The sequence below is a fragment of the Streptomyces sparsogenes subsp. cuspidosporus genome (assembly GCF_039532705.1).
GTDB classification, from domain to species: domain Bacteria; phylum Actinomycetota; class Actinomycetes; order Streptomycetales; family Streptomycetaceae; genus Streptomyces; species Streptomyces sparsogenes.
Map to the genome: position 1 here is coordinate 62,666 of NZ_BAAASD010000030.1, position 25,671 is coordinate 88,336.

The following is a 25,671-nucleotide window of genomic DNA, read 5'->3' on the forward strand; positions in this document are numbered from 1 at the left end:
CAGGCGGGTGCGGAGGTCAGGCGGTGGCGGGCTGGGGGGTGGGGGTGGGGAGGCGGCCGGTGCGGGACAGGGCGGTGACTGCTGTGGCGCAGGCGGCTCCGGTGAGCGCGAGCGTGGTCCATACCAGCCAGGGGGCGGTGGGGTGGGTGACGTCCCAGAGGGCGCCGAGGGCGAGGTTGCCGAGGGTGATGCCGAGGCCGGAGACGGTGTTGTAGAGGCCGTAGTGGGTGGCGAGGAGGCTGTTGCCGGAGAGGGCGACGACGGTGTCCATCTCGAAGGGGTAGACGACCGCCCCGGCCGCGGCGAGGGCCGCGACGGAGGCGGCGAGGAACGCGAGTTGGGCGGTCGGGGAGTGGGCGGGGGCGAGGGTCAGAGGGATGAAGGCCGCGCCCATGGCGGACAGGCCGGTCACCAGGGCCTGGTGGGGGGTGAGGCGGCGCTTGGCCCAGTCGGTCAGCCGTAGTTGGCCGGCTACCGCCACCGCGGCGGAGACGACGAACAGGCCGCTCGTCGCCTTGGTGCCGTGGGCGCCGAGGGCGGCGTCGGCGGCCAGGGGAAGGAGGAGGTAGACCTGGAAGGTCAGCACGTAGGAGCCGGTCATGGCCGCGGAGAACAGCAGGAACGGGCGGTTGGAGGCGACCTGCCGCCATTGGGACCAGATGGATGGGGCGACATCGGTTCCAGCCGCCGTCGGGTGGGGCGTGGGGGCCTGGCGGGTGGGGAGGGCGCGGGACTGGAGCGCGCTCAGGGCGGCGAAGATCAGGGCGGCTGTCGTGCACACGGCGCGGAAGTCGGCGGTGAGCAGCGCCAGGCCGACCACCGGGCCGAGCAGCATGCCGGCCTGGTAGTAGACGTTGAAGGTGGCGAACGCGTCCACACGCCGCCCGCCGGCCTCGGCGGCGAGGTAGGCGCGGACGGCGGGGTTGAACAAGGCGCCGGCGAAGCCGGTCGCGGCGGAGGCGGCGATCAGCGCGGGGAGGGTGTCGGCCCAGCCCAGGAGGGCGAATCCGCCGGTGCGCAGCAGGCAGCCCGCCAGGATGGGGGCCTTGTAGCCGTAGCGGTCGGCGATGGTGCCACCGATGAGGAACATGCCCTGCTGGGAGAGGTTGCGTACGCCGAGCACCAGGCCGACGGTCCACGCCGCCAGGCCCAGGTCGCCCGCGAGGTGGGCGGCGAGGTAGGGCATGAGCATGTAGAAGGCCAGGTTGATGGCGAGCTGGTTCACCATCAGCAGTTGGGCGGCAGGGCTGAACGAACGGGTGCGCGCGAGGAGGTTTCTCATCGGGCCGCTCCCGCCAGGTCGGGACGGACCGCGCCGGTGGCGGCGGCGCGGGGGGTGGTGACGGTGCGGCAGCGGGTCCAGCGGGTGACCACCGCCTGGTCGGGGCGGGCGATCTCGTCGGGGGCTTCGGGCGGCTCGTGGCCCAGCAGCCGGTGGGCGCGGCAGTAGTCGTCGTCGAAGACGGTGGAGACGTAGCGGTGGGGGCCGTCGGGGAAGACGGCGGCGATGCGGTCCTCGGCCGGGCTGGTGCGCGCGAGCCACCGGGCGACCAGCGCGACCGCGCCCACGCTCCACCCGCCGGTGGCGTAGTGGGTGCGGGCCAGGGCGCGGGCGGCCCACACGGCCTCGGGGGCGGCGACCCAGTGCACCTCGTCGAACATGTCGTACGCGACGTTCCGGGGGTGGATCGACGAGCCCAGGCCGCGCATCAGCCGGGGGCCGGCGGGCTGCCCGAAGATGGTGGAGGCGCAGGTGTCCACGCCGACCACCCGCAGGGAGGGGAAGAAGACGCGCAGGACGCGGCCGATGCCGGCGGAGTGGCCGCCGGTGCCGACTGAGACGACCAGGGTGTCGATCCGGCCGAGCTGGGCGGCCAGCTCGTGCGCGAGCGGCCGGTAGGCGGCCACGCCGTCGGGGTTGTGGTACTGGTCCGGACACCACGCGTCGGGGTGCGCGGCCAGCAGCTCGGCGACCTTCTCGCGGCGCGCCCGCTGCCAGCCCCCGTCCGGGTGCGGGGTGGTGACGGTGTGGATCTCGGCGCCGTAGGCGCGCAGCAGGCCCGCGACCTGGGCCTCCATCCCGGGGTCGGTCACCACCGAGACGGGGTGGCCGAAGGTGATGCCGGCCAGGGCCAGGCCCAGGCCGAGGGTGCCGGAGGTGGACTCCACGATCCGGGCGCCGGGCGGCAGCGCCCCGCGCTCGCGGGCGGCGGCGACCATGTAGAGGGCGGTGCGGTCCTTGATGCCGCCGGGGTTGTGGCCTTCGAGCTTGGCCCAGAAGCCGCACCCGGCGGGGGTGAACGGCTCGCCCACCCACAGCACGGGCGTGTCGCCGACCAGGGCGGCCGGGGTGGCGGCCGACCGCGCCGGAGCGGCCGGCAGTTGGGCGGGGGAGGTGGGGGCGGGGGCCCGGACGGACAACAGGACGGATGACGCGAGGGGGTTCATGGTGGCGGCTCTCCCACCGCCGTCGCACGGCCGGCGGCCGGAACGGCGGTGTACGGGGTCGAGGTGACGGAACACGGCTCGCCCCGCCGCGCCGGCACGCGGAGCGTACGGACGCGGCGGGGCCGGCCGGGTCAGTTCCGCCAGACCTGCAACACGGCCCGTCGCGCGCCGCAAGGCCGTACCGCCTCCGGCTCCGGCGGTCCCCGGACGGGCATGACGGCTCGTACGGCCGCGTCGGCGGCCGGCAGCGCGGGCGGGGGGAGCGGCTCCCTGACGCAGCCGGGCTGTCCCAGCACCGGCTCGTCGACGCCCACGCAACTGCGGGGCCCGTGGTGACGGCCGTCGCACGCGCCTGACCGCTCCATGACCTGGCCGGTCGCGGCACGCGCCGCCGGCGGCCGGGCGGTGGTCTCCGTGGCCGTGAAGGTGTCGGTCCGCCAGGAACCGTCGCCCAGAGGACCATGGGCGCAGCCCATGACGTGGATCAGCGCGACCAGCACCAGAGCGAGCCACGGGCCTCGCGCCCCGGCTCGCCGTGTCGTCGGCCCCGCACTGATCGCCACGGAGCACAAAGTAACGGAGTGACTACGTAAAGTTCTTGTTAGGGGGTCGGCTTCGGAAAGCCGACGGCCCCCGCCGGGGGGATCGGCGGGGGCCGTCGGTGCGGGAAGCCGGGGGGAGGCGGCTCCCCGGGTCAGGGAGGACCCTCGGGTCGACGGTCGTCAGTCGAGGGCGTTGGACAGGTCGCTCTGCCAGTACGTGACCTGGGCGGTGCTGTCGAGGTAGAGGGAGCCGCCGGGCAGTTCCACCGACTTGGAGTCGTCGGAGTCCTGGAGGTAGACCTTGAGGGAGGTGGCCTTGTAGCCGTGCTTGCCGGAGCCGTCGGCGGCGGAGAGGCGGATGCCCGCGTACGCGGTCTCACCGGGGGCGAGGGTGACGACGGCCTGGGGCTTGGTGGCCTCGTTCACCGGGATGGGGGCCTGGGCGTCGTTGAAGTTCAGGATGGGGTAGCCGACGACATTGCAGTCCACGCCCGCGTGGTTGTTGACCTCGAGCACGGCGTAGTTGAGGGGGCGCTTGACCGTCTTGACGCCGATCGACAGCTTGTTGATGTCGCAGGGGCCGATCTCCTGCTCGGAGTTGTCGGAGCCGCTGGAGCCGCCGGAGCCGTTCGAGTGGCTGGAGCCCGCCGAGCCGCTGGAGTTGGCGGCACCGCCCTTCTCGCTGCCGCCCTTCCCGCTGCCGCCCTTCTCCGTACCGCCGTTCCCGCTGCCGCCCTTGTCGGAGCCGCCCTGGGGGGACCCGGCCTCGCCGCCGCCCTGGGAATCGGACGCCTGGTCGGCCGGGGCCGAGCTCGCGGAATCCGCCTTGCCCTCGCTCTTGGTGCCGGTGCCCTCGCTGCTGTTGCACGCGGTGAGGGTGAGGGCGGCGACGGCGGTCAGGCCGGCGGCGGCGAGGCGCAGGGCGCGGGCGCGGCGGGCGGTGACGGTGGTGATCGACATGGTGGGTTCCCCCCCGGGGAGACGTGGCCGTTTCCGGTGCGTTTTCCGGTACGGCTCCAGCCTGTCCTCACCCGCTGGTGTTCCACTGCCGTGCGGCTGGTGCCCGGCCGCCCGCCGCTAACGCCCGGCTAACGCCCCGTTGTCACCGCCCCTCCTGACGGTCTTTCCCGTCCCCGCTGTCCTGGGCGAAGAGCTTCACCAGGTCGCTCATCACATAGCGGTTGGTGGCCTCCTCGTCCAGCAGATGCACCTCCGCCAGCCGCTCCAGGCCGTCCTGGATGAGCTCGGGATCCGCCCCGGCCAGCGCGGCGGCCTCCGCCGTGTTGACCTCCCGGGCGAAGCCGGTGCCCAGGGTGCGCAGCAGCCGGGCGTCGTCGGCGGACAGCCTGGTCACCGAGTTCCGCAGCGCGGCCGCGACCCCGGCGTCCTCCGCCGACAGCAGCGTGAGCCGCCGCCGCTCGTCACGGAGCGCCGTGGCCAGCCGGGCCAGCCGCCAGCGCGGCCGGGCCAGCAGCTGTGCGGAGGCGGCGCGCAGCGCGAGCGGCAGCCCGTCGCACAGGGCCACCAGCTCGTGGGCGGCCTCCGGGTCCTCGGCGACCCGGTCGGGGCCGAGGAGGGCGCCGAGCAGGGCCACCCCGTCCTCGGGGCCGAGCGCGTGCAGCCGTACGGGGCGGGCGGCGTCGGTGGCGATGAGCCCGTCGAGCCGGCTGCGGCTGGTGACCAGGGTGGCGCACCGGGGCCCACCGGGCAGGAGCGGACGCACCTGTGCCGAGCTGCGGGCGTTGTCGAGCACCACCAGCAGCCGGCGGTCCGCCACGAGCGACCGGTACAGGGCGCCGGCCGCCTCCGGGGAGGGCGGGATGCGGTCCGCGGGTGTCCCTAAGGCGAGCAGGAATTCGCGCAGCACCTCGGCGGGGGCCGCCTCCTCGCCGCCGCTGAAGCCGCGCAGATCCACGAAGAGCCGCCCGTCGGGGAAGGCATCCGCGTGGGCGTGGCCCCAGTGCACGGCCAGACCCGTCTTGCCGACCCCGGCGGGGCCGGTGACGAGCGTGATGCCGCCTTCCGGGGGGAGGCCGGCGGGGGCGGGGCCGCCGGGTTCCGCGGCGGGCAGGGTGAGCCGGGTCAGCACGGCCAGCTCCCGGTCGCGGCCGAGGAAGCCGGCCGGGGGCCGGGGGAGGAGCTGTGGCCCGGGGGCGGGCGCGGCTGTCTGCGGGGCCGCCTGGTGGGGGGCCGCCTGCGGAGGGACGGCGGCGGGCCGGCCCTGGGCCTCGCCGTGGGCCTGCGGATGGGCCGGGGCCTGAGGGTGAGCCTGGCCCTGGGCCTGGGGGTGAGCCTGGGCGGGGGCGCCGGGGCGGCCCCGGTCCGGGAACTCCGTGAACTCCGGGTAGGCGTTCGCCGCGGCGGGCTCGGCGGCGGCGCGCGGGGCCGCGGCCGTCGGGGCGGCCCGCAGGATCTCCTCGTACGCGGCGCGCAGCCGCTCCCCCGGGTCCACCCCCAGGTCGTCGGCGAGGAGCTGCCGGGTGCGGTGGTACCAGGCGATCGCGTCCGACTGCCGTCCGATGCGGTACAGCGCCAGCATCAGGGCCGCGATGAGCCCTTCGCGCAGCGGGTTGGCCACGGCCACCGGGTGGAGCACGTCGGCCGCTTTCTCGTACTGGCCGAGCACCCCGTGGGCGCGCGCCAGCGCCTCGACGGCGGCCAGCCGCCGCTCCTCCAGGGCGTGGGCCGCGGCGGCGAACGGCGGGCTGGCCACCGTGCCGGTGAGGGCCGGGCCGCGCCACAGGTCCAGGGCGTGGCGCAGCAGCTCCACGGCCTCCTCGGGGGCGGCCTCGGGGCGGGCGCGGTAGAGCAGCTCGGAGAAGCGCTGGGCGTCGACGAGCCGTTCGGGCAGGCGCAGCTGGTAGGCGGAGCCGTGGGTGGTCAGCTCGACGCCGTGGGCGTCGGCGCCCGCCTCGGCGAGCGTGGCGCGCAGCCGGGAGACATGGCCCTGGATGACGGTGCGGGCGTGGGCGGGCGGCTCCTCCTCCCACAGGCAGGAGATCAGCTGCTCGACGGGGACGGCGGAGTTGGGCCGCAGGAGCAGCATGGCGAGCACGCTGCGCCGTTTCACCGGGCCGAGGGCGAGCTCTTCCGTTCCGGTGGTGACGGCGACCGTACCGAGCAGACAGAAGTGCAACTCAGCCCTCCAGGAAGGAGGTCATGGCCTTGGCAAGCAGCTGGGGGTCCTGGGCGCCGCACAGTTCGCGGGCCGAGTGCATGGACAGGATGGCGACTCCGATGTCGACGGTGGCGATGCCGTGCCGGGCCGCGGTGATCGGCCCGATCGTGGTGCCGCACGGCATGGCGTTGTGGGAGACGAAGGTCTGCCAGGGCACGCCCGCGCGCTCGCAGGCGGCGGCGAAGACGGCCCGGCCGCCGCCGTCGGTGGCGTACCGCTGGTTGACGTTGACCTTGAGGATCGGGCCGCCGTTGGGCACCGGGTGGTGGCCGGGCTCGTGGCGCTCCGCGTAGTTGGGGTGGACGGCGTGGCCGGTGTCGGAGGACAGGCAGACCGTTCCGGCGAGGGCCCGGGCCTTGTCCTCGTACGTGCCGCCGCGGGCGAAGACCGAGCGCTCCAGCACATTGCCGAGCAGCGGGCCCTCGGCGCCGGTGTCGGACTGGCTGCCGTTCTCCTCGTGGTCGAAGGCGGCGAGCACGGGGATGTACGGCAGGTCGGGGCGGGCGGAGACGGTGGCGAGCGCGGCGGTGCCGGCGTGGACGGACAGCAGGTTGTCCATCCGGGGCCCGGCGACCAGCTCCCGGTCCCGGCCGAGGTAGGCGGGCGGCTCGACGCTGTGGGCCATCAGGTCCCAGCCGGTCACCTCGGCGGCCGGGACCCCGGCCTCCTCGGCGACGAAGCGGATCAGGGCGCCCTCCTCGACGCCGCCGAGGCCCCAGATCGGGGTCATGTGGCGCTGCTTGTCGAGCTTGAGCCCCTCGGTGTTGACCGACCGGTCGAGGTGGACGGCGAGCTGGGGGACGCGCAGCAGCGGCCGGTCGACGGCCACGAGGCGGTGGGTGCCGTCCCGGAGGGTGAGCCGCCCGGAGACGCCGAGGTCGCGGTCGAGCCAGGTGTTCAGCAGCGCGCCGCCGTAGATCTCGACGGCGATCTGCCGCCAGCCGTGCGCCCCGGTGTCCGGAATCGGCTTGACCCGCAGATTGGGAGAGTCGGTGTGAGCGCCCACAATCCGGTACGGAGTCGAGGGTCTCGCCCCGCCGGGCACGTACCAGGCGATGATCGCGCCGCCCCGCAGGACGTACTTGCCGCCCGTCTCGCCGTCCCAGGCGGCGGTCTCCTCGACCTGCCGGAATCCCGCCTTCTCCAGCCGCTCGGCGGCGCTCGCCACCGCGTGGTACGGCGATGGGGCGCCGGCGAGGAAGGACATCAGGTCGTCGGTATGGCCGCGGTCGAAGCTGGCGTGCGCGCTCATGTGAACAGCATAGATACGTGAACCGCCCGGGTCCGCCTCCGTTCCGGGCAGATGTGCGGGCAGATGTGTGGGCGTCGGGTGCGTGCGTGGTGGCGCGGGCACTGCGCCTACTGGGCCTTCCGTGGGATCGCGCTGAGCCGATCAGATGAAGGACGGCCGTACGCCGATAGGGAGAACGTCATTCATCCCATATCCCTCATGACTGTGCACACCGCACTGAAGGGATACCGGATGCGTGCTCTTCGTCACCTCCTCGTCGTCCTCGCGGCGCTGCTGCTGCTCTCCGCGGGCGCCCCGGTCATGGCGATGCCGGGCACCCCGGCTCCCACCGCCGTACGGGCGGACACCAACCCCGTCGACGCTCCGGACCCCAAGGACCTGAAGGACCCGGACGACCTCGACAACCTCAACGATCTCAAAGACCCCAAAGACCCCAAGGACCCCAAGGACCCCAAGGACCTCAAGGACCTCAAGGACCTCAAGGACCCTGACGACCCCGGCCGTCCGAACGGCCCGGACGGCCGGGAGCCCGTGCCGTGCCCGACCACGGACCGGGTGGGGGCCAACACCCCTCCGCCCCCTCCGTGGCAGAAGTACTACCAGGACGACTGGCGGCTGGGCCCCGCGCAGCTCCCCCGCACCGGGCCGATCGCCCGGATGCTCGAGGGCTACGAGCGCCTTGACCACATGTCGTCCGCCGAGTTCCTCGCCTGCTACTGGGACGACGACACCTCCGGCTGGTGGTTCCCCTCCCCCGACGGCTGGGTCCTCATCAACGGGACGCCGCTGCATGTGACCGTCACCCTCCAGCCCGGGCAGAAGGTCGACCTCTTCGGAAGCGGCTTCGGCCACTTCCTCGCCCCGGCCGGTACGCCCTTCGCCGAGCGCGCCCTCCCGCCGAGCAACCTCAACACCCTCGACCCGGCCTACCCCTACGGCTACCACCTCTACGAGGTCGTGGAGCCCTTCCAGGTGGAGGCGGGGCCCATCAGGCCCTGGTTCGGCCAGCCGGGGATGGGACTGCAGTACCTCACCACTCCCTCGATCCCCCAACTCGTCGCCGCCGGTAAGCTCCGGTCCCTCAACTGACCGGCCGGGGCGGGCCGTCAAAGGCGGCGCAGCCCGGGTGGAGAAGGGACGGCGCGGTGGACAGGCGGGAACTCGTCCGGGCTCTGCGCGCCGACCGGGTCCCCGACGCCCTGTACGACATCCCGGGGGTGCACGACATCCCGGTGCAGCCGGACGCGTACTACTTCCTGCGGCCCGCGAGGGGCGGGTGGGAGGTGGGGCTGCGTGAGCGCTCGCGGGACCGGGACACGAGCTGGTTCGGCACGGAGGACGCGGCGTGCCGCGAGCTGCGGGCGAAGCTGACCGCGCTCCCGCCACCCCCCGGCGGCGGCCGGGAGCGCGTGGAGGACGTCCTCGCGCACGGCGAGGAGATCCGGCGGAGCGCCTGGCGGGACTTCGAGCGCGCCCTGCGGGAGCGGGGCGCGCAGGACGGCGGGAGCGGGCCCGGCGGGAAGCAGGACGGCGCGAACGGCCCCGGCGGGAAGCAGGACGGCGCGGAGGAGCCCGGCGCGGACGGCGGCGGCCGGCAGAACGGCGGGGACGCGCCCGGCGCGGGGCGGTGAAGGCACCGGGCCGGGCACCCCGTACGGGGCACCCGGCTCGGTCAGCGGGATCAGAGGCGGGCGGGTCGGCTCAGAAGGCCGCCTCGTCCAGGTCCATCAGGGAGCCGTCGACCGACTCCGCCACCGCGCGCTGGACCGCGACGCCCGGCAGCACCTCCTGGGCGAAGAACTTCGCGGCCGCGATCTTGCCCGCGTAGAAGGACTTGTCCTTGGCGGAGGCGCCGGGCAGCTTGTCGGCGGCGATCGCCGCGCCCTTGGTCAGCAGGTAGCCGATGAAGACGTCACCGGAGGCGAGCAGCAGCCGGGTGGCGTTGAGGCCGACCTTGTAGATGGAGGTGACGTCCTGCTCCGTGGCGGCGAGGTCGGTGAGCATGGCGCCCACGAGCCCCTCCAGGTCCGCGGCGGCCTTGGCGAGCGCGTCGCGGGTGGCGGCGAGCTCCTCCCCGCCGCCGGCCTCGGCCAGGAACTTCTTGATCTCCTCGGAGATGGTGGTCAGCGCCTTGCCCTGGTCGCGGACGATCTTCCGGAAGAAGTAGTCCTGGCCCTGGATGGCGGTGGTGCCCTCGTAGAGGGTGTCGATCTTGGCGTCCCGGATGTACTGCTCCAGCGGGTACTCCTGGAGGTAGCCGGAGCCGCCGATGGTCTGGAGGGACTGCGCCAGCTGCTCGTACGCCTTCTCCGAGCCGTAGCCCTTCACGATGGGCAGCAGCAGGTCGTTGAGGGCGTGGGCGGCGGAGGCGTCCTCGCCGGCGGCCTCCAGGGTCTGGATCTCGTCCTGGACGGAGGCGGTGTAGAGGACGAGCGAGCGCAGACCCTCCGCGTACGCCTTCTGGGCCATCAGGGAGCGGCGCACGTCCGGGTGGTGGGTGATGGTGACGCGCGGGGCGCTCTTGTCGGTGAAGGCGGCCAGGTCCGGGCCCTGGAAGCGCTCCTTGGCGTACTCCAGCGCGTTCAGATAGCCGGTGGACAGGGTGGCCATGGCCTTGGTGCCGACCATCATCCGCGCGAACTCGATGATCTTGAACATCTGGCGTATGCCGTCGTGCTTCTCGCCGAGCAGCCAGCCCTTGGCCGGGCGGTCGGCGCCGAAGGTCAGCTCGCAGGTGTTGGAGACCCTCAGGCCCATCTTGTGCTCGACGTTGGTGGCGTAGACGCCGTTGCGCTCGCCGAGCTCGCCGGTCTCCCAGTCGAAGTCGTACTTGGGGACGACGAAGAGGGACAGCCCCTTGGTGCCGGGGCCCGCGCCCTCGGGGCGGGCCAGCACGAAGTGGATGATGTTCTCCGAGAGGTCGTGCTCGCCGGAGGTGATGAACCGCTTCACGCCCTCGATGTGCCAGGAGCCGTCCTCCTGCCGGACCGCCTTGGTGCGGCCGGCGCCCACGTCCGAGCCCGCGTCCGGCTCGGTGAGCACCATGGTGGCGCCCCACTGCCGGTCCACGATCTGCCGGGCGATGGCCAGCTGCTCCTCGGTGCCCTCGTCGTAGAGCACCCCGGCGAAGGCGGGGCCGCAGGCGTACATCCAGATCGGGGTGTTGGAGCCGAGGATCTGCTCCGCGCAGGCCCACAGCAGCGAGCGCGGGCAGGCGGTGCCGCCGAGGTCCTCGGGGACGCCCAGGCGCCACCACTCGGCGTCCATGTACGCCTGGTAGCTCTTCTTGAAGGACTCGGGCAGCGGCGCGGTGTGGGTCTTCGGGTCGAAGACCGGCGGGTTCCGGTCGGAGTCGGCGTAGCTTTCGGCCAGCTCGTTCTCGGACAGCCGGGAGATCTCGGAGAGCACGCTCTTGGCGGTCTCGACGTCCATCTCCTCGAACGGGCCCGTGCCGTACAGCTTGTCGCGCCCGAGCACCTCGAAGAGGTTGAACTCGATGTCGCGGAGATTCGACTTGTAGTGCCCCATGGCGAACGGCTCCGTAAGGCTCGGGAGGCGGGACCTCTTCAATGGCATCGCGTATCGATCGGCCGATCGCCATGATGCTACCCGTGGGTAATAAAGGGCAACCCTCAAACGGGCAACTGTGACTCACCACGCTTCGGCGACTCAGTACGCTTCTGTGCATGTACGGCTACGACCAGAGCGCGACGGCAGGGCAGGGTTACGCGGCTCCCCCGCCCCCGCCGCAACAGCAGCCGCATCTGTCCCACCATCCACAGCCGGGGGCCGGGTACGGCGAGCAGCCGCTGTACCCCGAGCCCTCCCCGCCCTCCCTGGCGGACGCGGTGCGCGCCTTCACGACCGGCTCCATGTCGGCGGAGGACTTCCAGCAGATCTTCGCGACCTCCAAGGTGTACTGCCCGCGCGGCGACAACCCGGGCTTCCTCGCGCTGCACAACACCCAGCAGCCGGTGATCCCCATGTTCACCTCGCTCAAGGAGCTGCGCCGCTACGCGGGCAAGGAGTCGAAGTACTTCGTGATCACCGGTGCCGAGGTGATCGACCTACTGCCCACCGGCTACGGCTTCGTCCTCGACATGGAGGGCGACCACCGGATGGTCTTCGACGCCAAGGCGGTGGAGCAGATGGTCGACTTCGCGATGCGGCGGATGTATGGCTGAGCGCTACTAGCGTCTCACGCTGAGTGCCCGGCGAGGGCCGGGAAATAAAGCCCCTCTTGCGAGTCGTTCATCCTTCAACTAAGTTGAATCCTGAACGACCGAGGAGGCCGTCATGCCAGCTGTGACCGTAGACAACCCGCTGACCCTGCCGCGTGTCGCGGCACCCGCCGACGCCCAGCAGCGCCGTGTGCTCGCCGTCACCACCGCTCCCAGCGGTTTCGAAGGTGAGGGCTTCCCGGTGCGGCGCGCCTTCGCTGGCATCGACTACAAGCACCTGGACCCGTTCATCATGATGGACCAGATGGGCGAGGTGGACTACGCGCCGGGCGAGCCCAAGGGCACCCCCTGGCACCCGCACCGCGGCTTCGAGACCGTCACTTACATCATCGACGGCATCTTCGACCACCACGACAGCCAGGGCGGCGGTGGCACCATCACCAACGGCGACACCCAGTGGATGACGGCCGGCGCGGGCCTGCTCCACATCGAGGCGCCGCCGGAGCACCTCGTCATGTCCGGCGGCCTCTTCCACGGCCTCCAGCTGTGGGTGAACCTCCCGGCGAAGGACAAGATGATGCCCCCGCGCTACCAGGACATCCGCGGTGGCCAGGTCCAGCTGCTGACCTCCCCCGACGGCGGCGCGCTGCTGCGCGTCATCGCCGGTGAGCTGGACGGCCACGCCGGTCCCGGCATCACCCACACCCCGATCACGATGGTGCACGCCACGCTCGCCCCGGGCGCGGAGATCACCCTCCCGTGGCGCGAGGACTTCAACGGCCTCGCGTACGTGCTCGCGGGCCGCGGCTCGGTCGGCGCCGAGCGGCGCCCGATCCGCCTGGGCCAGACCGCCGTCTTCGGAGCCGGGTCCGCGCTGACCGTGCGCGCGGACGAGAAGCAGGACTCCAACACTCCGGACCTGGAGGTCGTCCTCCTCGGCGGCCGGCCGATCCGGGAGCCGATGGCGCACTACGGGCCGTTCGTGATGAACACCCGGGCGGAGCTCCAGCAGGCCTTCGAGGACTTCCAGAAGGGCCGCCTCGGGACGATTCCGGCGGTGCACGGGATGTCCGAGGGCGGGCTGTAAGGCTCGCCGGAAGCACATGCGAACGAGCCCCGTCCGGGTGTGGACGGGGCTCGTCGGCGCTTACGGGCGGATCACCCGTCTTTCAGGGTTGTCTCAGTGTTGCCTGGCTCGGCGCTTGCGGGCCGCGAAGGCGACTGCGGCGCCCGCGCCGACCAGCAGGGCGCTGAGGGAGACGATGGTCAGCACCTGTGTACCGGTGTTGGCCAGTGAACCGCCGCCTCCGCCGGTCTGGTCACTGCCGCCCTGGGGGCCGGGCTGGTTGGGCGGCTCATGGGTCGGCGGCTGGTGGGTGGGCGGTTCGGAGGACGGCGGCGTGGGAGTCGGCGTGGGAGTCGGCGTCTTCTTGACGATGTACACGCCCGCGTCGATGGTGTGGTCGACCCCTCCCGGCTTTTCGGGTGCCGTGACGGGTGCGTATCCGTTGCACAGCCGTCCGGTCCTCGGCGGGGTCACATTCGAGTCGTGTGCCCGGTTGGCACCGGCTCGGGGGAGGGTGAAGCGCAGTTCGTCGGCCGTCGGCTGGGTGGGTACGTCGCTGGTGTCCGCGGTGCACACGTTGAACTGGACCGTGTACTTGGCGCCGGGCTTCAGTTCGTAGGCGGCGCCGACTCCGCCGAAGTAGTACTCGCCGGCGGCGTCGGTCTTGGTCGTGGCGACCTGCTTGCCGGTGGAGTCCAGCAGGTTGACCGTGGCGTCCGGCAGCGGCACCTCGTTGACACCCTCGGGGTCCTGGATGCCGTTGTGGTCGCCGTCGAACCACACCCGGTTGCCGATCTGGATCGGCGCGTTCGCCGCCTCGTACGCGATATCGCCGAGCCCACCGGCCTTACCGAACCCGTTGTCGGTCGAATCGACGAACTGGTAGGCGTTGGCGGAGTGGTTGTTACCGGGGCCCTGGCCGGTCTCGATGTTGTAGTAACCGGTGCCGTCGGTCCCGTAGTTGTCGGTCGGGTCCATCTGCGTGCTGATGACCCACTGCTGCTGCGGAATGTAGGCGACCGCTCCTTGGGCGGCTTCGTTGTGCACGCCTTGGATCTGCTCCGGGTTGGCCCTGTTCCGCACGTAGTCGCCCGGGAAGTATTCGACGACGCCGCTCTTCTGGCCGCCGTCGGTGGCGGGTTCGGCGTGGTTCGGGCAATCCCCGGTGCCTTCCCACGAGTATCCACCGGTGGGATTGGCGCAGGCCATGTTGATGTCGCCACCGGACATGCCCACTTCCGCGGTGTCATTGCCCGGCCGGGGGTCAAGACCGCCCCCACTGACCACGTCCATGAACCGGTCGCGGAAACCGAGGATCATCGACCCGTCACGCGCGAAGGCGAGGGTGGAGAGCTCCGGTTGCGGATTGACGAGGAGATTTCCTCCGTTGACCCTGAATTTGTCCCAGGTCGCCAGGTCGGTGTTCCACGGGTTCCAGTGGGTGGCCTGGTCATTCCCTTCGGTACCGCCATAGACGGTACCGCGCTCGGCGGTGAGCGGCTGGGTCAGCACCGTGTCGAACCGGTCGCCGTCGTAGGCGTAGACGACGGCTTTCAGGTCGTCGCGCTTCTGGGTGCTCTCCGCGCTGCAGACGCCGCCGACGTAGAGCTTGTTGTCGTGCGCGGACAGCGCGAACGGCCGCCAGTCGGCGGACACCGCGCAGCCCGGGTCGGGGATGCGCACCGTCGCCTTGGGCGCGGACGCGGTGGTCCCGGTCGCGTCGAAGCTGACCAGGCGCCGGGTCAGCAGGTTCACCGCGTAGAGCGTCGAGCCGTCCTCGGACAGCGCCAGGCCGCCGATGCTCTCCTTGCCCGGCGCGTTGGTGAACCCGGCGTCCTTGATCATGTTGGAGGCGTCGTGCGGCGTCACCGCCGCGCCCGGCACCTTCGCGAACAGGGTCGTCTCGCCACCGTCGGCCGGCACGGTGTAGATGGCGTTCCCGCCCTCCGGCCCGTACGGGGTGTACCGTCGGGCGAACGCGCCCTGGAACAGCCGCTTCCGGTGCTTGTCGTAGGCCAGCGCGAACGTGGTGCCCACCTGCGCCTGGGTGTTGAGCGCGGTGGGGCACTCCGTCTGGCCGGGGCACGTACCTCGTTTGTCCGTCCCGAACGCCACCAGGGCCCGGGTGTCTTTCCCGGTGGAGGCGTTCTGGATCGGCACGAAATACCGGGTGTCCGGCAGCGCGTAGTCGGCCGGGTTCCAGACGCCGGTAATCACCGAGTCGTCCTTGCCGTCCGACACGTTCACGAAGGTCGTGAAGCTGTCGAAGTGGTTCTCGGCCGTGGAGGCCGGCGCCGCCTGAAGGTACTTGTTGTACGGAGCCGGGATGGTGACGTCGACCCGGTACTGACCACCGGTCAGCTCAGTCGACGGTTCGACCACCACCTTTCCGGTGGCGTCCGTGGTGCCGGTGACCCGATGGCCCTCGGAGTCCGATACCGCGACCTTCATGCCGCGCTGCGGCACATCCATGGTCGTGTTGAGAATGCCGGTGCCGAAGAAATCCCGCAGCACCTGGACTGTCAGTGTGCCGTCGCCGGTCGCGGCGGTGGCCGTCCCGGTCGTCGCGCCCATGGCACTGCCCGACAGCGCGAGAACGCATAAACCCACTCGCACCATCGGGCCCGTACGCTTTCCGGCTGTCCGGCGTAGCCTGCTACCCGCTTTTCCCACAGCCATCACGCTCCCATCGTCATGTGAACCGAACAGCCGTTCAGGCCGCACATTCGCTTTCCGGCTCGGGTGATACGCAGGCCATGAAAAAGCGCCCACCGGTGTTTCGGTGGGCCCGGTCGCGCGTGGTCGTCTTGGGATCGCTTTTTCATGGAGTCCCTGTGCAAGGAAACGCTATGCCCCCCGTAACGATCACGGCCAACGTCTCCGTGGAAACAGCACAAAAGTCTGAATAGTCACCCTGAACCGCTCTATCAGCGACGATACTGTAGCGGGTGGTTGCCAAGATCGGGGGAAACAGAAGGCGATCGGCGGAACAAGTTACCAATGCGTCACATGCGGCATATGAGAAAAGTGATCCGCCCGCCCGCGCTACTGCGATAGCGCGGGCGGGCGGATCACTCGTTTTTCAGTTTTCGGTGTTGTCTCAGTGTTGCCTGGCTCGGCGCTTGCGGGCCGCGAAGGCGACTGCGGCGCCCGCGCCGACCAGCAGGGCGCTGAGGGAGACGATGGTCAGCACCTGTGTACCGGTGTTGGCCAGTGAACCGCCGCCTCCGCCGGTCTGGTCACTGCCGCCCTGGGGGCCGGGCTGGTTGGGCGGCTCATGGGTCGGCGGCTGGTGGGTGGGCGGTTCGGAGGACGGCGGCGTGGGAGTCGGCGTGGGAGTCGGCGTCTTCTTGACGATGTACACGCCGGCGTCGATGGTGTGGTCGACCCCTCCCGGCTTTTCGGGTGCCGTGACGGGTGCGTATCCGTTGCACAGCCGTCCGGTCCTCGGCGGGGTCACATTCGAGTCGTGTGCCCGGTTGGCACCGGCCCGGGGCAGGGTGAACCGCAGCTTGTCGGCCGACGGCTGGGTCGGCACCTCGCTGGTGTCCGCGGTGCAGACGTTGAACTGCACCGTGTACTTCGCGCCCGGCTTCAGCTCGTAGGCGGCGCCGACTCCGCCGAAGTAGTACTCGCCGGCGGCGTCGGTCTTGGTCGTGGCGACCTGCTTGCCGGTGTCGTCCAGCAGGTTGACCGTGGCGTCCGGCAGCGGCACCTCGTTGACACCCTCGGGGTCCTGGATGCCGTTGTGGTCGCCGTCGAACCACACCCGGTTGCCGATCTGGATCGGCGCGTTCGCCGCCTCATAGGCGACATCGCCCAGCCCGCCGGCCTTGCCGAACGCGCTCTGTGCCTGACTGACGAACTGGTACCCGTTCTTGGTCGGCGCGTTGCCCGGACCCTGGCCGGTCGTGACGTCGTAGTAGCCGGTCCCGGAGGTGGCGACGTTGACGACCGGGTCGAACTCCGTGCTGATGACCCACTGCTGCTGCGGAATGTAGGCCACCGAACCCAGCGCGGTCTCCGCGTGGACTCCGTTGCCGAAGTAGTCGCCCGGGAAGTACTCGACGACACCGGGGTCCTGGGTGCCACCGGTGGCGGGACCGGCGTGGTTCGGGCAGTCCCCGGTGCCTTCCCACGAATACCCACCGGTGGGATTGGCGCAGGCCATGGTGATGTCACCGCCGGCCATGCCGCTTTCCGGGGTGTCGTTCCCCGGCCTCGGGTCCAGTCCACCCCAGGCCACGACGTCCATGAACCGGTCGCGGAAACCGAGGACCATCGAGCCGTCGCGGGTGAAGGCGAGGGAGGCGAGCTCCGGCTGCGGATCGATGAAGACGTTGCCCACCTTCCGCTCGTCCCACGTGGCCAGGGAGGTGTTCCACGGGTTCCAGTGGGTGGCCTGCTCGACGTCGTTGGAACCGAAGACGGAGCCGCGCTTGGCGGTCAGCGGGTGGTCCAGCACCGTGTCGAACCGCTCGCCGTCGTAGGTGTAGACGACGGCTTTCAGGTCCTCGCGCTTCTGGGTGCTCTCCGCGCTGCACACCCCGCCGACGTACAGCTTGTTGTCGTGGACCTGAAGGCCGAACGGCCGCCAGTCGCCGGAGCTCGCGCAGCCCGGGTCCGGGATGCGCACCGTCGCCTTGGGCGCGGACGCGGTGGCCCCGGTCGCGTCGAAGCTGACCAGGCGCCGGGTCAGCAGGTTCACCGCGTAGAGCGTCGAGCCGTCCTCGGACAGGGCCAGGCCGCCGATGCTTTCCTTGCCCGGGGCGTCGGTGAACCCGGCGTCCTTGATCAGGTTGGAGGTGTCGTGCGATGTCTCCGTGGCGCCCGGCACCTTCGCGAACAGGGTCGGCGTCCCGCCGTTGGTCGGCGTGGTGTAGATCGCGCCACCGCCCTCCGGCCCGTACGCGGTGTACCGCCGGGCGAACGCGCCCTGGAACATCCGCTTCTCGTACTTGTCGTAGGCCAGCGCGAACGTCGTGCCCACCTGGTCCTGCGTGTTGAGGACGGTCGGGCAGTCCGCGTCGCCGGGACACGTACCTCGTTTGTCCGTCCCGAACGCCACCAGTGCCCGGGTGTCATTCCCGCCGGCGCCGTTCTGGATCGGTACGAAATACCGGGTCTCCGGCAGCGCGTAGTCGGCCGGGTTCCAGACCCCGGTAATGACCGAGTCGTCCTTGCCGTCCGACACGTTCACGAAGGTCGTGAAGCTGTCGAAGTGGTTTTCCGCCGTCGAGGCCGGCGCCGCCTGAAGGTACTTGTTGTACGGCGCCGGGACGGTGACATCGACGCGGTACTGACCGCCGGTCAGGTCGTCCGACGGTTCGACCACCACCTTTCCGGTGGCGTCCGTGGTGCCGGTGACCCGATGGCCCTCGGGGTCCGACACCGCGACCTTCATGCCGCGCTGCGGCACGTCCATGGTCGTGTTGATGACGCCGGTGCCGAAGAAGTCCCGCAGCACCTGGACGGTCAGTGTGCCGTCGCCGGTCGCGGCCGTGGCCGTCCCGGCCGTCGCGCCCATGACGCCACCTGACACCAAGAGAACGGACAAGCCCACTCGTGCCAGCGGGCCCGTACGCTTCCCGGCTGTTCGGAGTAACGTCGTATACGTACTTTTCACAGCCATCACGCTCCCCTCATCATGTGAACCGAACACCCGCTTCCAGTGGCACATCGGCTTCCCGGCCCCGGGTGACACGTCGGCCGTGAAAAGGGCCCACCGCTGATTCGGTGGACCCGTTGTTTTTGGTCGTCCTGGCGGATGTGGAGAATTCAGGGAGTCGGGAGTGCGTCCCCCATGCCAATCGCACTCGGCCTCGCTTCCCCACGCGGAAACAGCACAAGAGTCTGAATAGTCATGCTGAACCACCCCACCAGCGACGATACTGTAGCGGGTGGGCGCCAAGATCGGGGCGAGTAGCGGATGAGTGAGCGGAACAAGTTATCAATGCGTCATGTGCGGCGTACGAGAAAAAAACAAGGCCCCTTACAGCGCGCACCCGGCCGGCGCCGATGGCCGCGGCCGCTCTGGGCGGCGGTCGGCATCGGCGGGGCGGCCGTCGCGGTGGCCACGGTCCTGGTCGCGACCAGCGGCTCGGACGAGCCCACCGACCCGAAGGAGTTGACCTCGGATCAGGCGAACCGTCTGGCGGTCACCCGGTTCCGCAACTACCAGGCGGGCGGGCGCGCCGTGACGATCAAGGTGCCCGGCACCGCTGGTGAGTTGGTCGTCACCGGGTCCATCGACTACCGCGGCAAGGTCGGTTACGGCGCGGTGCACGGCACCGGGCGCGACAGGTCCAGCGACGGGCTGATCCAGTGGACGGCCACCACCGTGTACGTCCACCCGATGACGAAGGCCCCGGCGAAGGCACCGGCACGGCCGCCGAAGTCGGGCTGGTACAACCGTCCGCTGCAGAAGTACGGCAGTTCGCTGGACAGTTCGCTGACCATCGCGCTGAAGCTCGGGAGCGACCGGCCGGACAACGCCGAACTGCTGCCGCAGAACGGTGCCGCCTGGGTGGGAGAGGACCGGTTGCACGGCCATCAGGTGGACATCATGACCGGCCCGAAGGCCGCCCGGGCCACGGCCGGCCCGGCGGGAGAGGCCGCCGTGCGCTACTGGATCGGCTCGGACGGCACCATGTACCGCGTGCGCGTCGGCGTGGCCTCCGCGCCGGAGCCGGTGGTCATCGATTTCGACACCCACACGTATGTGCCGGTCCGGAAGGCCCCCGGAGTCGCCCCGAAGCGGTAGCCGCCGCTCAGGACGTCAGCACCCGCGCGGCCGCGGCAAGCAGTGACACCGACGGCAGCCCGATGTCCGCCGGGTCCGGCAGCGCCGGAGCGGCCGGAACGGCGGTGGCGCCCGTGGTTTTGGCGTTCGGGAACTGCGGCTGCCGCTTGACCGCCGCCACCTCGGTGAACGGGATGCCGCCGGGTGCCGTCGGCTTCGTCCAGGTGCCGGAGGGCGAGGACGATCGGGCGGGGCGCGGGCAGGACGCGGTCGTCGCGAGCCGGGCGGGCACCGTCTTCCGCAGCTCGTTGCCGCGCAGGCAGTTGCCCCGGCCCTTCGTGGCGGTGGGGAACGTCCAGCCGACGTCCACGCCGTTGCGGGAGAAGGTGTTGTCCAGGACCTGATTGCCGTCCGGCTTGATGTCGGCGGTCGCGGTGATCACCAGTCCGGCGTTGGTGTTGCCGGAGATCCGGTTGCGGATGAACCGGTTGGCGGAGCCGCCGTCGACGCCGACCCCGATGCCCCATCCGCCGTCGGCCTGTTCGGGGGTGGCCGCCTGCTGGTTGTCCGCGATCAGGTTGCCCGCGATGACGGCGTCCTTCTGCGGGAGCAGCTTCTCCTGGTGGTCGGAGTTGGTGGTGAGCCCGACCCGGTTGCCGACGAGGCGGTTGCCGACCACGTACATGTCGCCGCTGGCGTTGGTGCCTTCGTAACCGACCGCGTTGAGTTCGGCGATGTTGTCCCGCACCACGATGCGGCAGGGCTTGCACTGGCCGACATAGATCCCCGAGTCGGCCGAGCCCGAGGTGTACGAGTGCTCGATGACCCCGTTCTGCGCGGAGAACGCGTAGATGCCGTACAGCCCGTTGCGGGTCGCGGTCACATGGGAGACCAGGAACGACTTCAGGAAGGTGACGGGCTCGTCGCCGGTGTCGTAGCCGCCGGACTGGCCCGGCAGTCCGGCGGCCGCCTTCGCCGAACCGGTGACCAGGACCCCGTTCTGGGTGTTGTTCCGCACGGTCAGGTTCTCCACGGCCACCCCGGGAGCGGAGACGACCACGCCGTTCGGCTGCTGGAGCCGTCCGTCGATGACGACCTTGTCCCGGGACTCGCCGCGCAGGGTGACGCGGGCCTTGGAGATCTTCACCGACTCGTGGTAGACCCCCGGCGCGACCAGCACGAGGTCGCCAGGCTTGGCCAGGGACACCGCGGCCGAGATGGTCGGGGCGTCGGCCGGCACCTTGATCGTCACATGCTCACCGGACGGTCGCCGGCCGTCGTCCGAGTCGTCGTCGCCCCCGCCGCAGCCGACCAGTACGGGGGCCAGGGTGCCGAGCACCGCGGCCATCAGGCGAAGACGGAGACGAGGCATGGCCCCATCCTGGCACGGACGTTGACGGGTCGCAGGCGCTGATACGGATATGGCACAGTTCACACTGTGCGCAAAGCCGACTCCCGCCCGTCACGCCGCGCGTTTCTCGGTGCCACCGGCACCGTGACCGCCGTCGGCCTCTCCGCCGGGTGCCAATCGCCTTCCGCCCGGCCCGACCGGGCCGACCGGTCGGATGCCCCCGCGCCGACCCCGTCGGTGTCACCGACCGGCCGGTACCAGGCGGGCATCACGCTGCCGCAGCCCGCCCAGCGGCACCTGCTGGCCGTGGTGGCCGACCTCGTCGACACCAAGTCCGTCGGCCCGTTGCTGGCCGAACTCGGCGAGGTGGTCCGCACCCTGACCAAGGGGACCGACGCGCGGCTGATGGGACTGGAGCCGGGCGATCTGACCGTGACGATCGGGGTGGGCCCCCGACTGGTGCGCATGGCCGATCCCGGTCTGCCCGGCGCCAAGGACCTGCCACGGTTCTCCCGCGAGCAGATCTCCCCCCGGGCGCGCGGCGGCGATCTGCTGATCCAGATCTGCGCCAACGACGCCGTGCTGTTGCCGGTCGTGGCCGCCGCGCTTCTGGAGCAGGCCGGTGACCGGATACACGAACGCTGGCGGCAGTCCGCGGGCCGCGGTGCCAACGTGCCCGTGGAGAAGGGCGTCGCCGCGCCACGCAACCTGTTCGGCTTCGTCGACGGCATCGTGGGCCCCCACACGAAGGCCGAACAAGAACGCCACCTGTGGCTCGCCGGGCCGGCCCCGGTCGCCGGCGGCACCCTCGCCGTCCTGCGGCGCATGGAACTCGACCTGCCGCGGTTCGCCAAGCTGTCCGTCGCCGAACAGGAAGCGGTCTTCGGCCGGCGCCGGGACACCGGCGTGCCGCTCTCCGGCGGCACCATCGCCTCGGGCCCGGACCTCGGCGCCAAAACCCCGGACGGACGCTACCTCGTCCCGGCGGACGCCCACGCCCGCAGAGCGCACTCCACCGCGGTCGGCGTCGGCCTCATGCTCCGCCGCTCCTACAGCGTCGACGCGCCCGCCCCCGGACTGCTCTTCATCAGCTTCCAGAACGACATACGGACCTTCACCAACACCCTCACCCGGATGGACAACTCCGACGCCCTGCTGGAATTCACCACCACGACCGCGAGCGCGACCTTCCTGATCCTCCCCGGCTTCGACGAGGAACACCCGCTCGGATCGCGGCTCTTCCGCTGAACGGCCCGGCCGCCCGGCGGCCCTCCCTGCCGGAGTGGGCCGATCTCCGATGTCAGGCCCCGTTTCCCGGTCGGAACCGGGGTGTGCGTCACAGAGAGCTGAGCGGTCCCGGCGGGCCTCAGTTCAGAGACTTCTCGATGGCTACGAAGATGTCTGCGTCGGTTTCCTTCTGCCACTCCGGCAAGTCCGGCCAATCGGCCACGTACGAGGGCTTCGGATCCTCGAAGTGCTTGAAGATCTACGTCGTCCAGCATGTCGCGACGAAGCGTCCCTTCTGCTATCGCGACAGGCGTGACGCGTGGCCGTCACTCAGCTTGAGGAACTGGCACACCTGCTCGTACACGGAGCCAGCTGCTTGGCGCTCCCACTCCGGGGTGTCGTCCCAAGGCGTGACATAGCTGGGCTTCGGTTCGCCGGGAAAGTGCTTCCGCACACCGGCGATCCACGCCTCGCGAAACACTCGTGCACCTTCAGTCTGGGACATGCCTGCCTCTCTCGTCACGTCTTGCCCAAGGGTGATCTCCGTCTCCAGCTCGGCCACCCGGCCATCGCGGGCCAGTGGGCCGAACTCAGCTCGCAGCGCCCGGAGCCTACGGGCGACATAGCCCGAAGCGGACTCCTGCGCAAGCCGCAGGGCCTTACGGCCGAACGCCACGACCCGGTCTACGTCATGGTGCTTTGCTCCGATGACGGCGAGGCCCATCAGTACAGCCCCCCGGTGGCGGAAGGAGTGCCCCGGAGCGAGGGCGCCGCCTCACCCGCCCCACCGGCCTCGAATGGCGGGCGCATTGCGGCTCGGTGCGCCCCGCCACGGCGTACGAGCGGCGGCAACTACGGGCCATCGCCAGGCTTCACGCCCAGCGCCTGCGAGGCGTGGCCCCCTCGTAGACCCCGCGCCCTGCGAGCACTCCGCCGGAGTGATTCTCCCCATGGCAGATGGCCCCTGGCACGCCGAATGGACGTTCATCAGCGCATCCGGCGTCACCACAGAATCCGCTGACCGTCCTCGGTATGTCGACATCCGTACAGCCGTGCTCAGGGACGCCGACAAGTCTCTGCGTGATCTGTCACGCGACGGTACCCACGCCAGGTCTGAGTCGTGGAAGCTCCTGGTCGGAGCCCTGTACTCGGAGGCAATGCTCTCGGCCGACGAAACCGGCACATGGCGATACGTGAGCCCGGACGGCTGGGCGAGCGTAACGATCCGCTTCAGTCCGTAGCGGGGCCTCTCCTGTGGCGGGACGAGGCGGTCGGCCTCGTCGATGAACTTGCGGGCGATGAACTTGCGGTGGATATGAGACAGCGACACGCCGACATCACGGCGTGTCGCTGTCTCATATCCACCGCAAACTCAGGCGCCGTCCGGCCCCGCCTCGTACAGCTCGTACCAGATGCACTTGCCGTCGCCGCGCGGATCCACCCCCCACGCGTCGGCGAGCACCTCCATCAGCATCAGCCCGCGCCCGGAGGAGGCCAGTTCGCCCGGGCGGCGGCGGTGCGGGAGTTCGTCGCTGCCGTCGGCCACGTCCAGCCGCAGCCGCCTGGACCCGGGCCGCCCGCTGACCTCGGCGACCAGCAGGGCGTCGCCGTCGGTGTGCACCAGGACGTTGGTGACCATCTCGGAGAGCATCAGCACCGCCGACTCCACCTGGTCCCGGTCGGCCCAGTCGTGGAGCATGTCGCGGAGCTGCTGCCGGACCTCGGCTATGCGCTCCGGCTCGGCCTGGGCGACCGTGGCGGCCGTGCGCCGCACCGGGGCCGAGCCCGGGCCGACCAGGCACACCTCGGCGTCGCGGCGGATCAGCAGCAGCGCTATGTCGTCCTCGCGGCGGTCGGCGAGATGGCCGGTGGTGTGGTGGGAGGGCGGCCCGTGCACCGCCTGGACCAGGGCCTCGGCGAGCGCGTCCAGGTCGTCCGGGACCACGGCGGTCACGGCGGTCATCGCCGCCATCGCGGCGGCCATGGCGGCCGGGGTGTCAGGCGCGCCCAGGGTGTCCGGTGCGGCGGGGGCGTCCGGGGCGCCCGGGGCCGCCACGGTGTGCGGGGCCGTCCGCTCGAAGACCGCCCGGATCCGGTCCCAGCCCGTCTCCACGTCGTGCCCGCCGGTCTCGATCAGCCCGTCCGTGCACATCAGCAGCGTCTCGCCGGGCTCGAGCACCACCCGGGTGGTGGGGTAGTCGGTGTCCGGGTCCACACCCAGCGGCAGCCCGCCCGCGGTGGGGCGGATCATCATCGTGCCGTCGGCGAGCCGGACCGCCGGGTCGGGGTGGCCCGCCCGGGCGATGTCCAGCGTGCCGGCGACCGGGTCCACCTCGATGTACAGGCAGGTCGCGAAGCGCGGATCGTACGCGGCCTCGCCGCCGGCGCCCGGCGGCTCGGTCAGCCCGGCAAGGAAGCGGGAGGCGCGGGAGAGCACCGCGTCGGGGTGGTGGCCTTCCGAGGCGTACGCGCGCACCGCGATCCGCAGCTGCCCCATGATCCCGGCCGCGCGCACGTCATGGCCCTGCACATCGCCGATGACCAGCGCGGTACGCCCCGAGGGCAGCCCGATCACGTCGTACCAGTCGCCGCCCACCTGGAGCCCGCCGCCCGTCGGCACATACCGCGCGGCCACCGTGAGCCCGGGGATGTCCGGCTTGTCGGCGGGCAGCATCGAGCGCTGCAGCCCGTCCGTCAGCTCGCGCTCCGTCTCCTGGAGCGAGGCGCGCGACAGCGCCTGGGCGAGCATCCGGGCGACCGTGGTGAGCACCGAGCGCTCGTCGGGCGAGAAGGACACCGGGTGCGCGAAGCTCGCCATCCATGCGCCGATCGTGCGGCCCGCGTCGATCAGCGGCAGAAAGGCCCAGGCCCGGCGGCCGGCCGTGCCGGCGCGCGCCCAGGAGCCGGGGAACCGCTCCCGGTACACCTCCGGGCCCGGCAGATAGATCGCCCGGCCGGTGCGGATCACCTCGGCGGCCGGGCAGTCCGCGTCCAGCGGCTGATCGGCGAACGGGCGGTCGTCGCCCACCGGGTCCCCGTGGTGGCCGATCAGCGAGACCCGGTCGCCCCTGACCCCGAAGACCGCCAGCCCGTCCGGCGAGAAGCCCGGCATCGACAGGCCCGCCGCCACCCGCAGCACCTCGGCGGTCGAGGGCGCCTCGGCCAGCGCGCGCCCCGCGTCCAGCAGGAACGCCTCGCGGCCCCGCCGCCAGTCGCCGGTGACCGGGCGCAGCGTCGCGGCGGAGGTGCCGGGCAGCGTCTCGGGCACCTCCTGGAGGGTGCCGACCAGGTCGTAGCCGTTCTCCGCGCCCCGCCTGCCGGGGTCGCCGTCCTGGACCACGGGCCGGCACCGGCTGCGCACCGTACGCAGCACCCGGCCCTTCTCGTCCACGACCCGCACCCGGGCCTCGGCCAGCGTGCCCTCGGCGACGGCGAGGTTCACGATCGACTTGATCTCGACCCAGTCCACCGGGTGGAAGCAGGCGCGGGCGGCGGACTCGGGGAGGGTGACGGGCTCGGCCGGCAGTCCCACCAGCCGGGCCGCCTCCGCGTCATAGCTCACGGCGCCCGAGACACTGTCCCAGCGCCACAGTCCGGTCGCGATGGCGGCGAGCAGGTCCTCGGTGCGCATTGGGCCACCATATGGGGATATGCAGCGGCCTTACCAGTGGAGGGCGCGGCGCC

Annotated in this window: 17 protein-coding genes and 1 pseudogene; 6 read left to right on the forward strand and 12 right to left on the reverse strand. The window is 71.4% G+C overall.

What is annotated here, in order from left to right; all coding sequences use genetic code 11:
- Nucleotides 1-16 precede the first annotated feature (16 nt).
- From ABFY07_RS28865 to ABFY07_RS28890, 6 genes are all read right to left on the reverse strand, one after another.
- Nucleotides 17-1,282, reverse strand: a complete 1,266-nt coding sequence (locus ABFY07_RS28865; protein WP_346177309.1) for an MFS transporter — start codon at nucleotides 1,280-1,282, stop codon at nucleotides 17-19.
- A complete protein-coding gene (locus tag ABFY07_RS28870) occupies nucleotides 1,279-2,448 on the reverse strand; it encodes a PLP-dependent cysteine synthase family protein (RefSeq protein ID WP_346177310.1) in 1,170 nt (389 codons plus the stop codon). Before ABFY07_RS28870 ends, ABFY07_RS28865 begins: the two co-directional genes overlap by 4 nt.
- Before the next feature lie 131 nt (nucleotides 2,449-2,579).
- Nucleotides 2,580-3,011 carry a hypothetical protein gene (locus tag ABFY07_RS28875; protein WP_346177311.1) on the reverse strand — a complete coding sequence of 144 codons (432 nt, stop codon included), beginning with the start codon at nucleotides 3,009-3,011 and terminating at the stop codon, nucleotides 2,580-2,582.
- A 159-nt stretch (nucleotides 3,012-3,170) separates the two neighbouring features.
- Nucleotides 3,171-3,950, reverse strand: coding sequence for a DUF4232 domain-containing protein (locus tag ABFY07_RS28880; protein ID WP_346177312.1), 780 nt, complete (start codon nucleotides 3,948-3,950; stop codon nucleotides 3,171-3,173).
- Between the two features lie 142 nt (nucleotides 3,951-4,092).
- On the reverse strand, nucleotides 4,093-6,126 hold the full coding sequence (locus tag ABFY07_RS28885) for an AfsR/SARP family transcriptional regulator (RefSeq protein WP_428837023.1): 2,034 nt from the start codon (nucleotides 6,124-6,126) through the stop codon (nucleotides 4,093-4,095).
- Between the two features lies 1 nt (nucleotide 6,127).
- Nucleotides 6,128-7,420 (reverse strand): M18 family aminopeptidase, encoded by a 1,293-nt coding sequence (locus ABFY07_RS28890; protein ID WP_346177313.1) that lies wholly within the window; start codon nucleotides 7,418-7,420, stop codon nucleotides 6,128-6,130.
- A 198-nt stretch (nucleotides 7,421-7,618) separates the two neighbouring features.
- Between ABFY07_RS28890 and ABFY07_RS28895 the strand changes: the two genes are divergently transcribed.
- Nucleotides 7,619-8,509, forward strand: coding sequence for a TNT domain-containing protein (locus ABFY07_RS28895; protein WP_346177314.1), 891 nt, complete (start codon nucleotides 7,619-7,621; stop codon nucleotides 8,507-8,509).
- Nucleotides 8,510-8,565: 56 nt separating this feature from the next.
- Nucleotides 8,566-9,051 (forward strand): hypothetical protein, encoded by a 486-nt coding sequence (locus ABFY07_RS28900; RefSeq protein ID WP_346177315.1) that lies wholly within the window; start codon nucleotides 8,566-8,568, stop codon nucleotides 9,049-9,051.
- Nucleotides 9,052-9,121: 70 nt separating this feature from the next.
- On the opposite strand, the gene ABFY07_RS28905 is transcribed toward ABFY07_RS28900, so the two are convergent.
- Nucleotides 9,122-10,948, reverse strand: a complete 1,827-nt coding sequence (locus ABFY07_RS28905) for an acyl-CoA dehydrogenase (RefSeq protein WP_346177316.1) — start codon at nucleotides 10,946-10,948, stop codon at nucleotides 9,122-9,124.
- 158 nt (nucleotides 10,949-11,106) lie between these two features.
- On the opposite strand from ABFY07_RS28905, the gene ABFY07_RS28910 reads away from it, so the two are divergent.
- Complete coding sequence (locus ABFY07_RS28910; RefSeq protein ID WP_346177317.1) at nucleotides 11,107-11,604, forward strand: SseB family protein; 498 nt, start codon at nucleotides 11,107-11,109, stop codon at nucleotides 11,602-11,604.
- 112 nt (nucleotides 11,605-11,716) lie between these two features.
- A complete protein-coding gene (locus ABFY07_RS28915) occupies nucleotides 11,717-12,688 on the forward strand; it encodes a pirin family protein (protein ID WP_065962192.1) in 972 nt (323 codons plus the stop codon).
- A gap of 93 nt (nucleotides 12,689-12,781) precedes the next feature.
- Here ABFY07_RS28915 and ABFY07_RS28920 read toward each other — a convergent pair whose 3' ends face one another.
- Both ABFY07_RS28920 and ABFY07_RS28925 read right to left on the reverse strand, forming a co-directional pair.
- A complete protein-coding gene (locus ABFY07_RS28920) occupies nucleotides 12,782-15,241 on the reverse strand; it encodes an SdrD B-like domain-containing protein (RefSeq protein WP_346177318.1) in 2,460 nt (819 codons plus the stop codon).
- A 526-nt stretch (nucleotides 15,242-15,767) separates the two neighbouring features.
- Nucleotides 15,768-18,194, reverse strand: a complete 2,427-nt coding sequence (locus ABFY07_RS28925; RefSeq protein ID WP_346177319.1) for an SdrD B-like domain-containing protein — start codon at nucleotides 18,192-18,194, stop codon at nucleotides 15,768-15,770.
- 543 nt (nucleotides 18,195-18,737) lie between these two features.
- Here ABFY07_RS28925 and ABFY07_RS28930 point away from each other — a divergent pair.
- Entirely contained in the window at nucleotides 18,738-19,430 is a 693-nt protein-coding gene (locus ABFY07_RS28930) for a hypothetical protein (protein WP_428837024.1), read from the forward strand.
- A gap of 7 nt (nucleotides 19,431-19,437) precedes the next feature.
- Here the strand turns inward: ABFY07_RS28930 and ABFY07_RS28935 are convergent, their stop codons facing one another.
- On the reverse strand, nucleotides 19,438-20,781 hold the full coding sequence (locus ABFY07_RS28935) for a right-handed parallel beta-helix repeat-containing protein (RefSeq protein ID WP_346177321.1): 1,344 nt from the start codon (nucleotides 20,779-20,781) through the stop codon (nucleotides 19,438-19,440).
- Between the two features lie 66 nt (nucleotides 20,782-20,847).
- Here ABFY07_RS28935 and ABFY07_RS28940 point away from each other — a divergent pair, with 66 nt between their 5' ends.
- Entirely contained in the window at nucleotides 20,848-22,008 is a 1,161-nt protein-coding gene (locus tag ABFY07_RS28940) for a Dyp-type peroxidase (RefSeq protein ID WP_346177322.1), read from the forward strand.
- A 118-nt stretch (nucleotides 22,009-22,126) separates the two neighbouring features.
- On the opposite strand, the pseudogene ABFY07_RS28945 reads toward ABFY07_RS28940, so the two are convergent.
- Nucleotides 22,127-22,492: pseudogene (locus ABFY07_RS28945) on the reverse strand (hypothetical protein).
- Nucleotides 22,493-23,359: 867 nt separating this feature from the next.
- The gene (locus ABFY07_RS28950; protein ID WP_346177323.1) at nucleotides 23,360-25,618 is read right to left on the reverse strand and encodes an ATP-binding SpoIIE family protein phosphatase; all 2,259 of its coding nucleotides are present in this window, start codon (nucleotides 25,616-25,618) and stop codon (nucleotides 23,360-23,362) included.
- Between the last annotated feature and the right edge of the window lie 53 nt (nucleotides 25,619-25,671).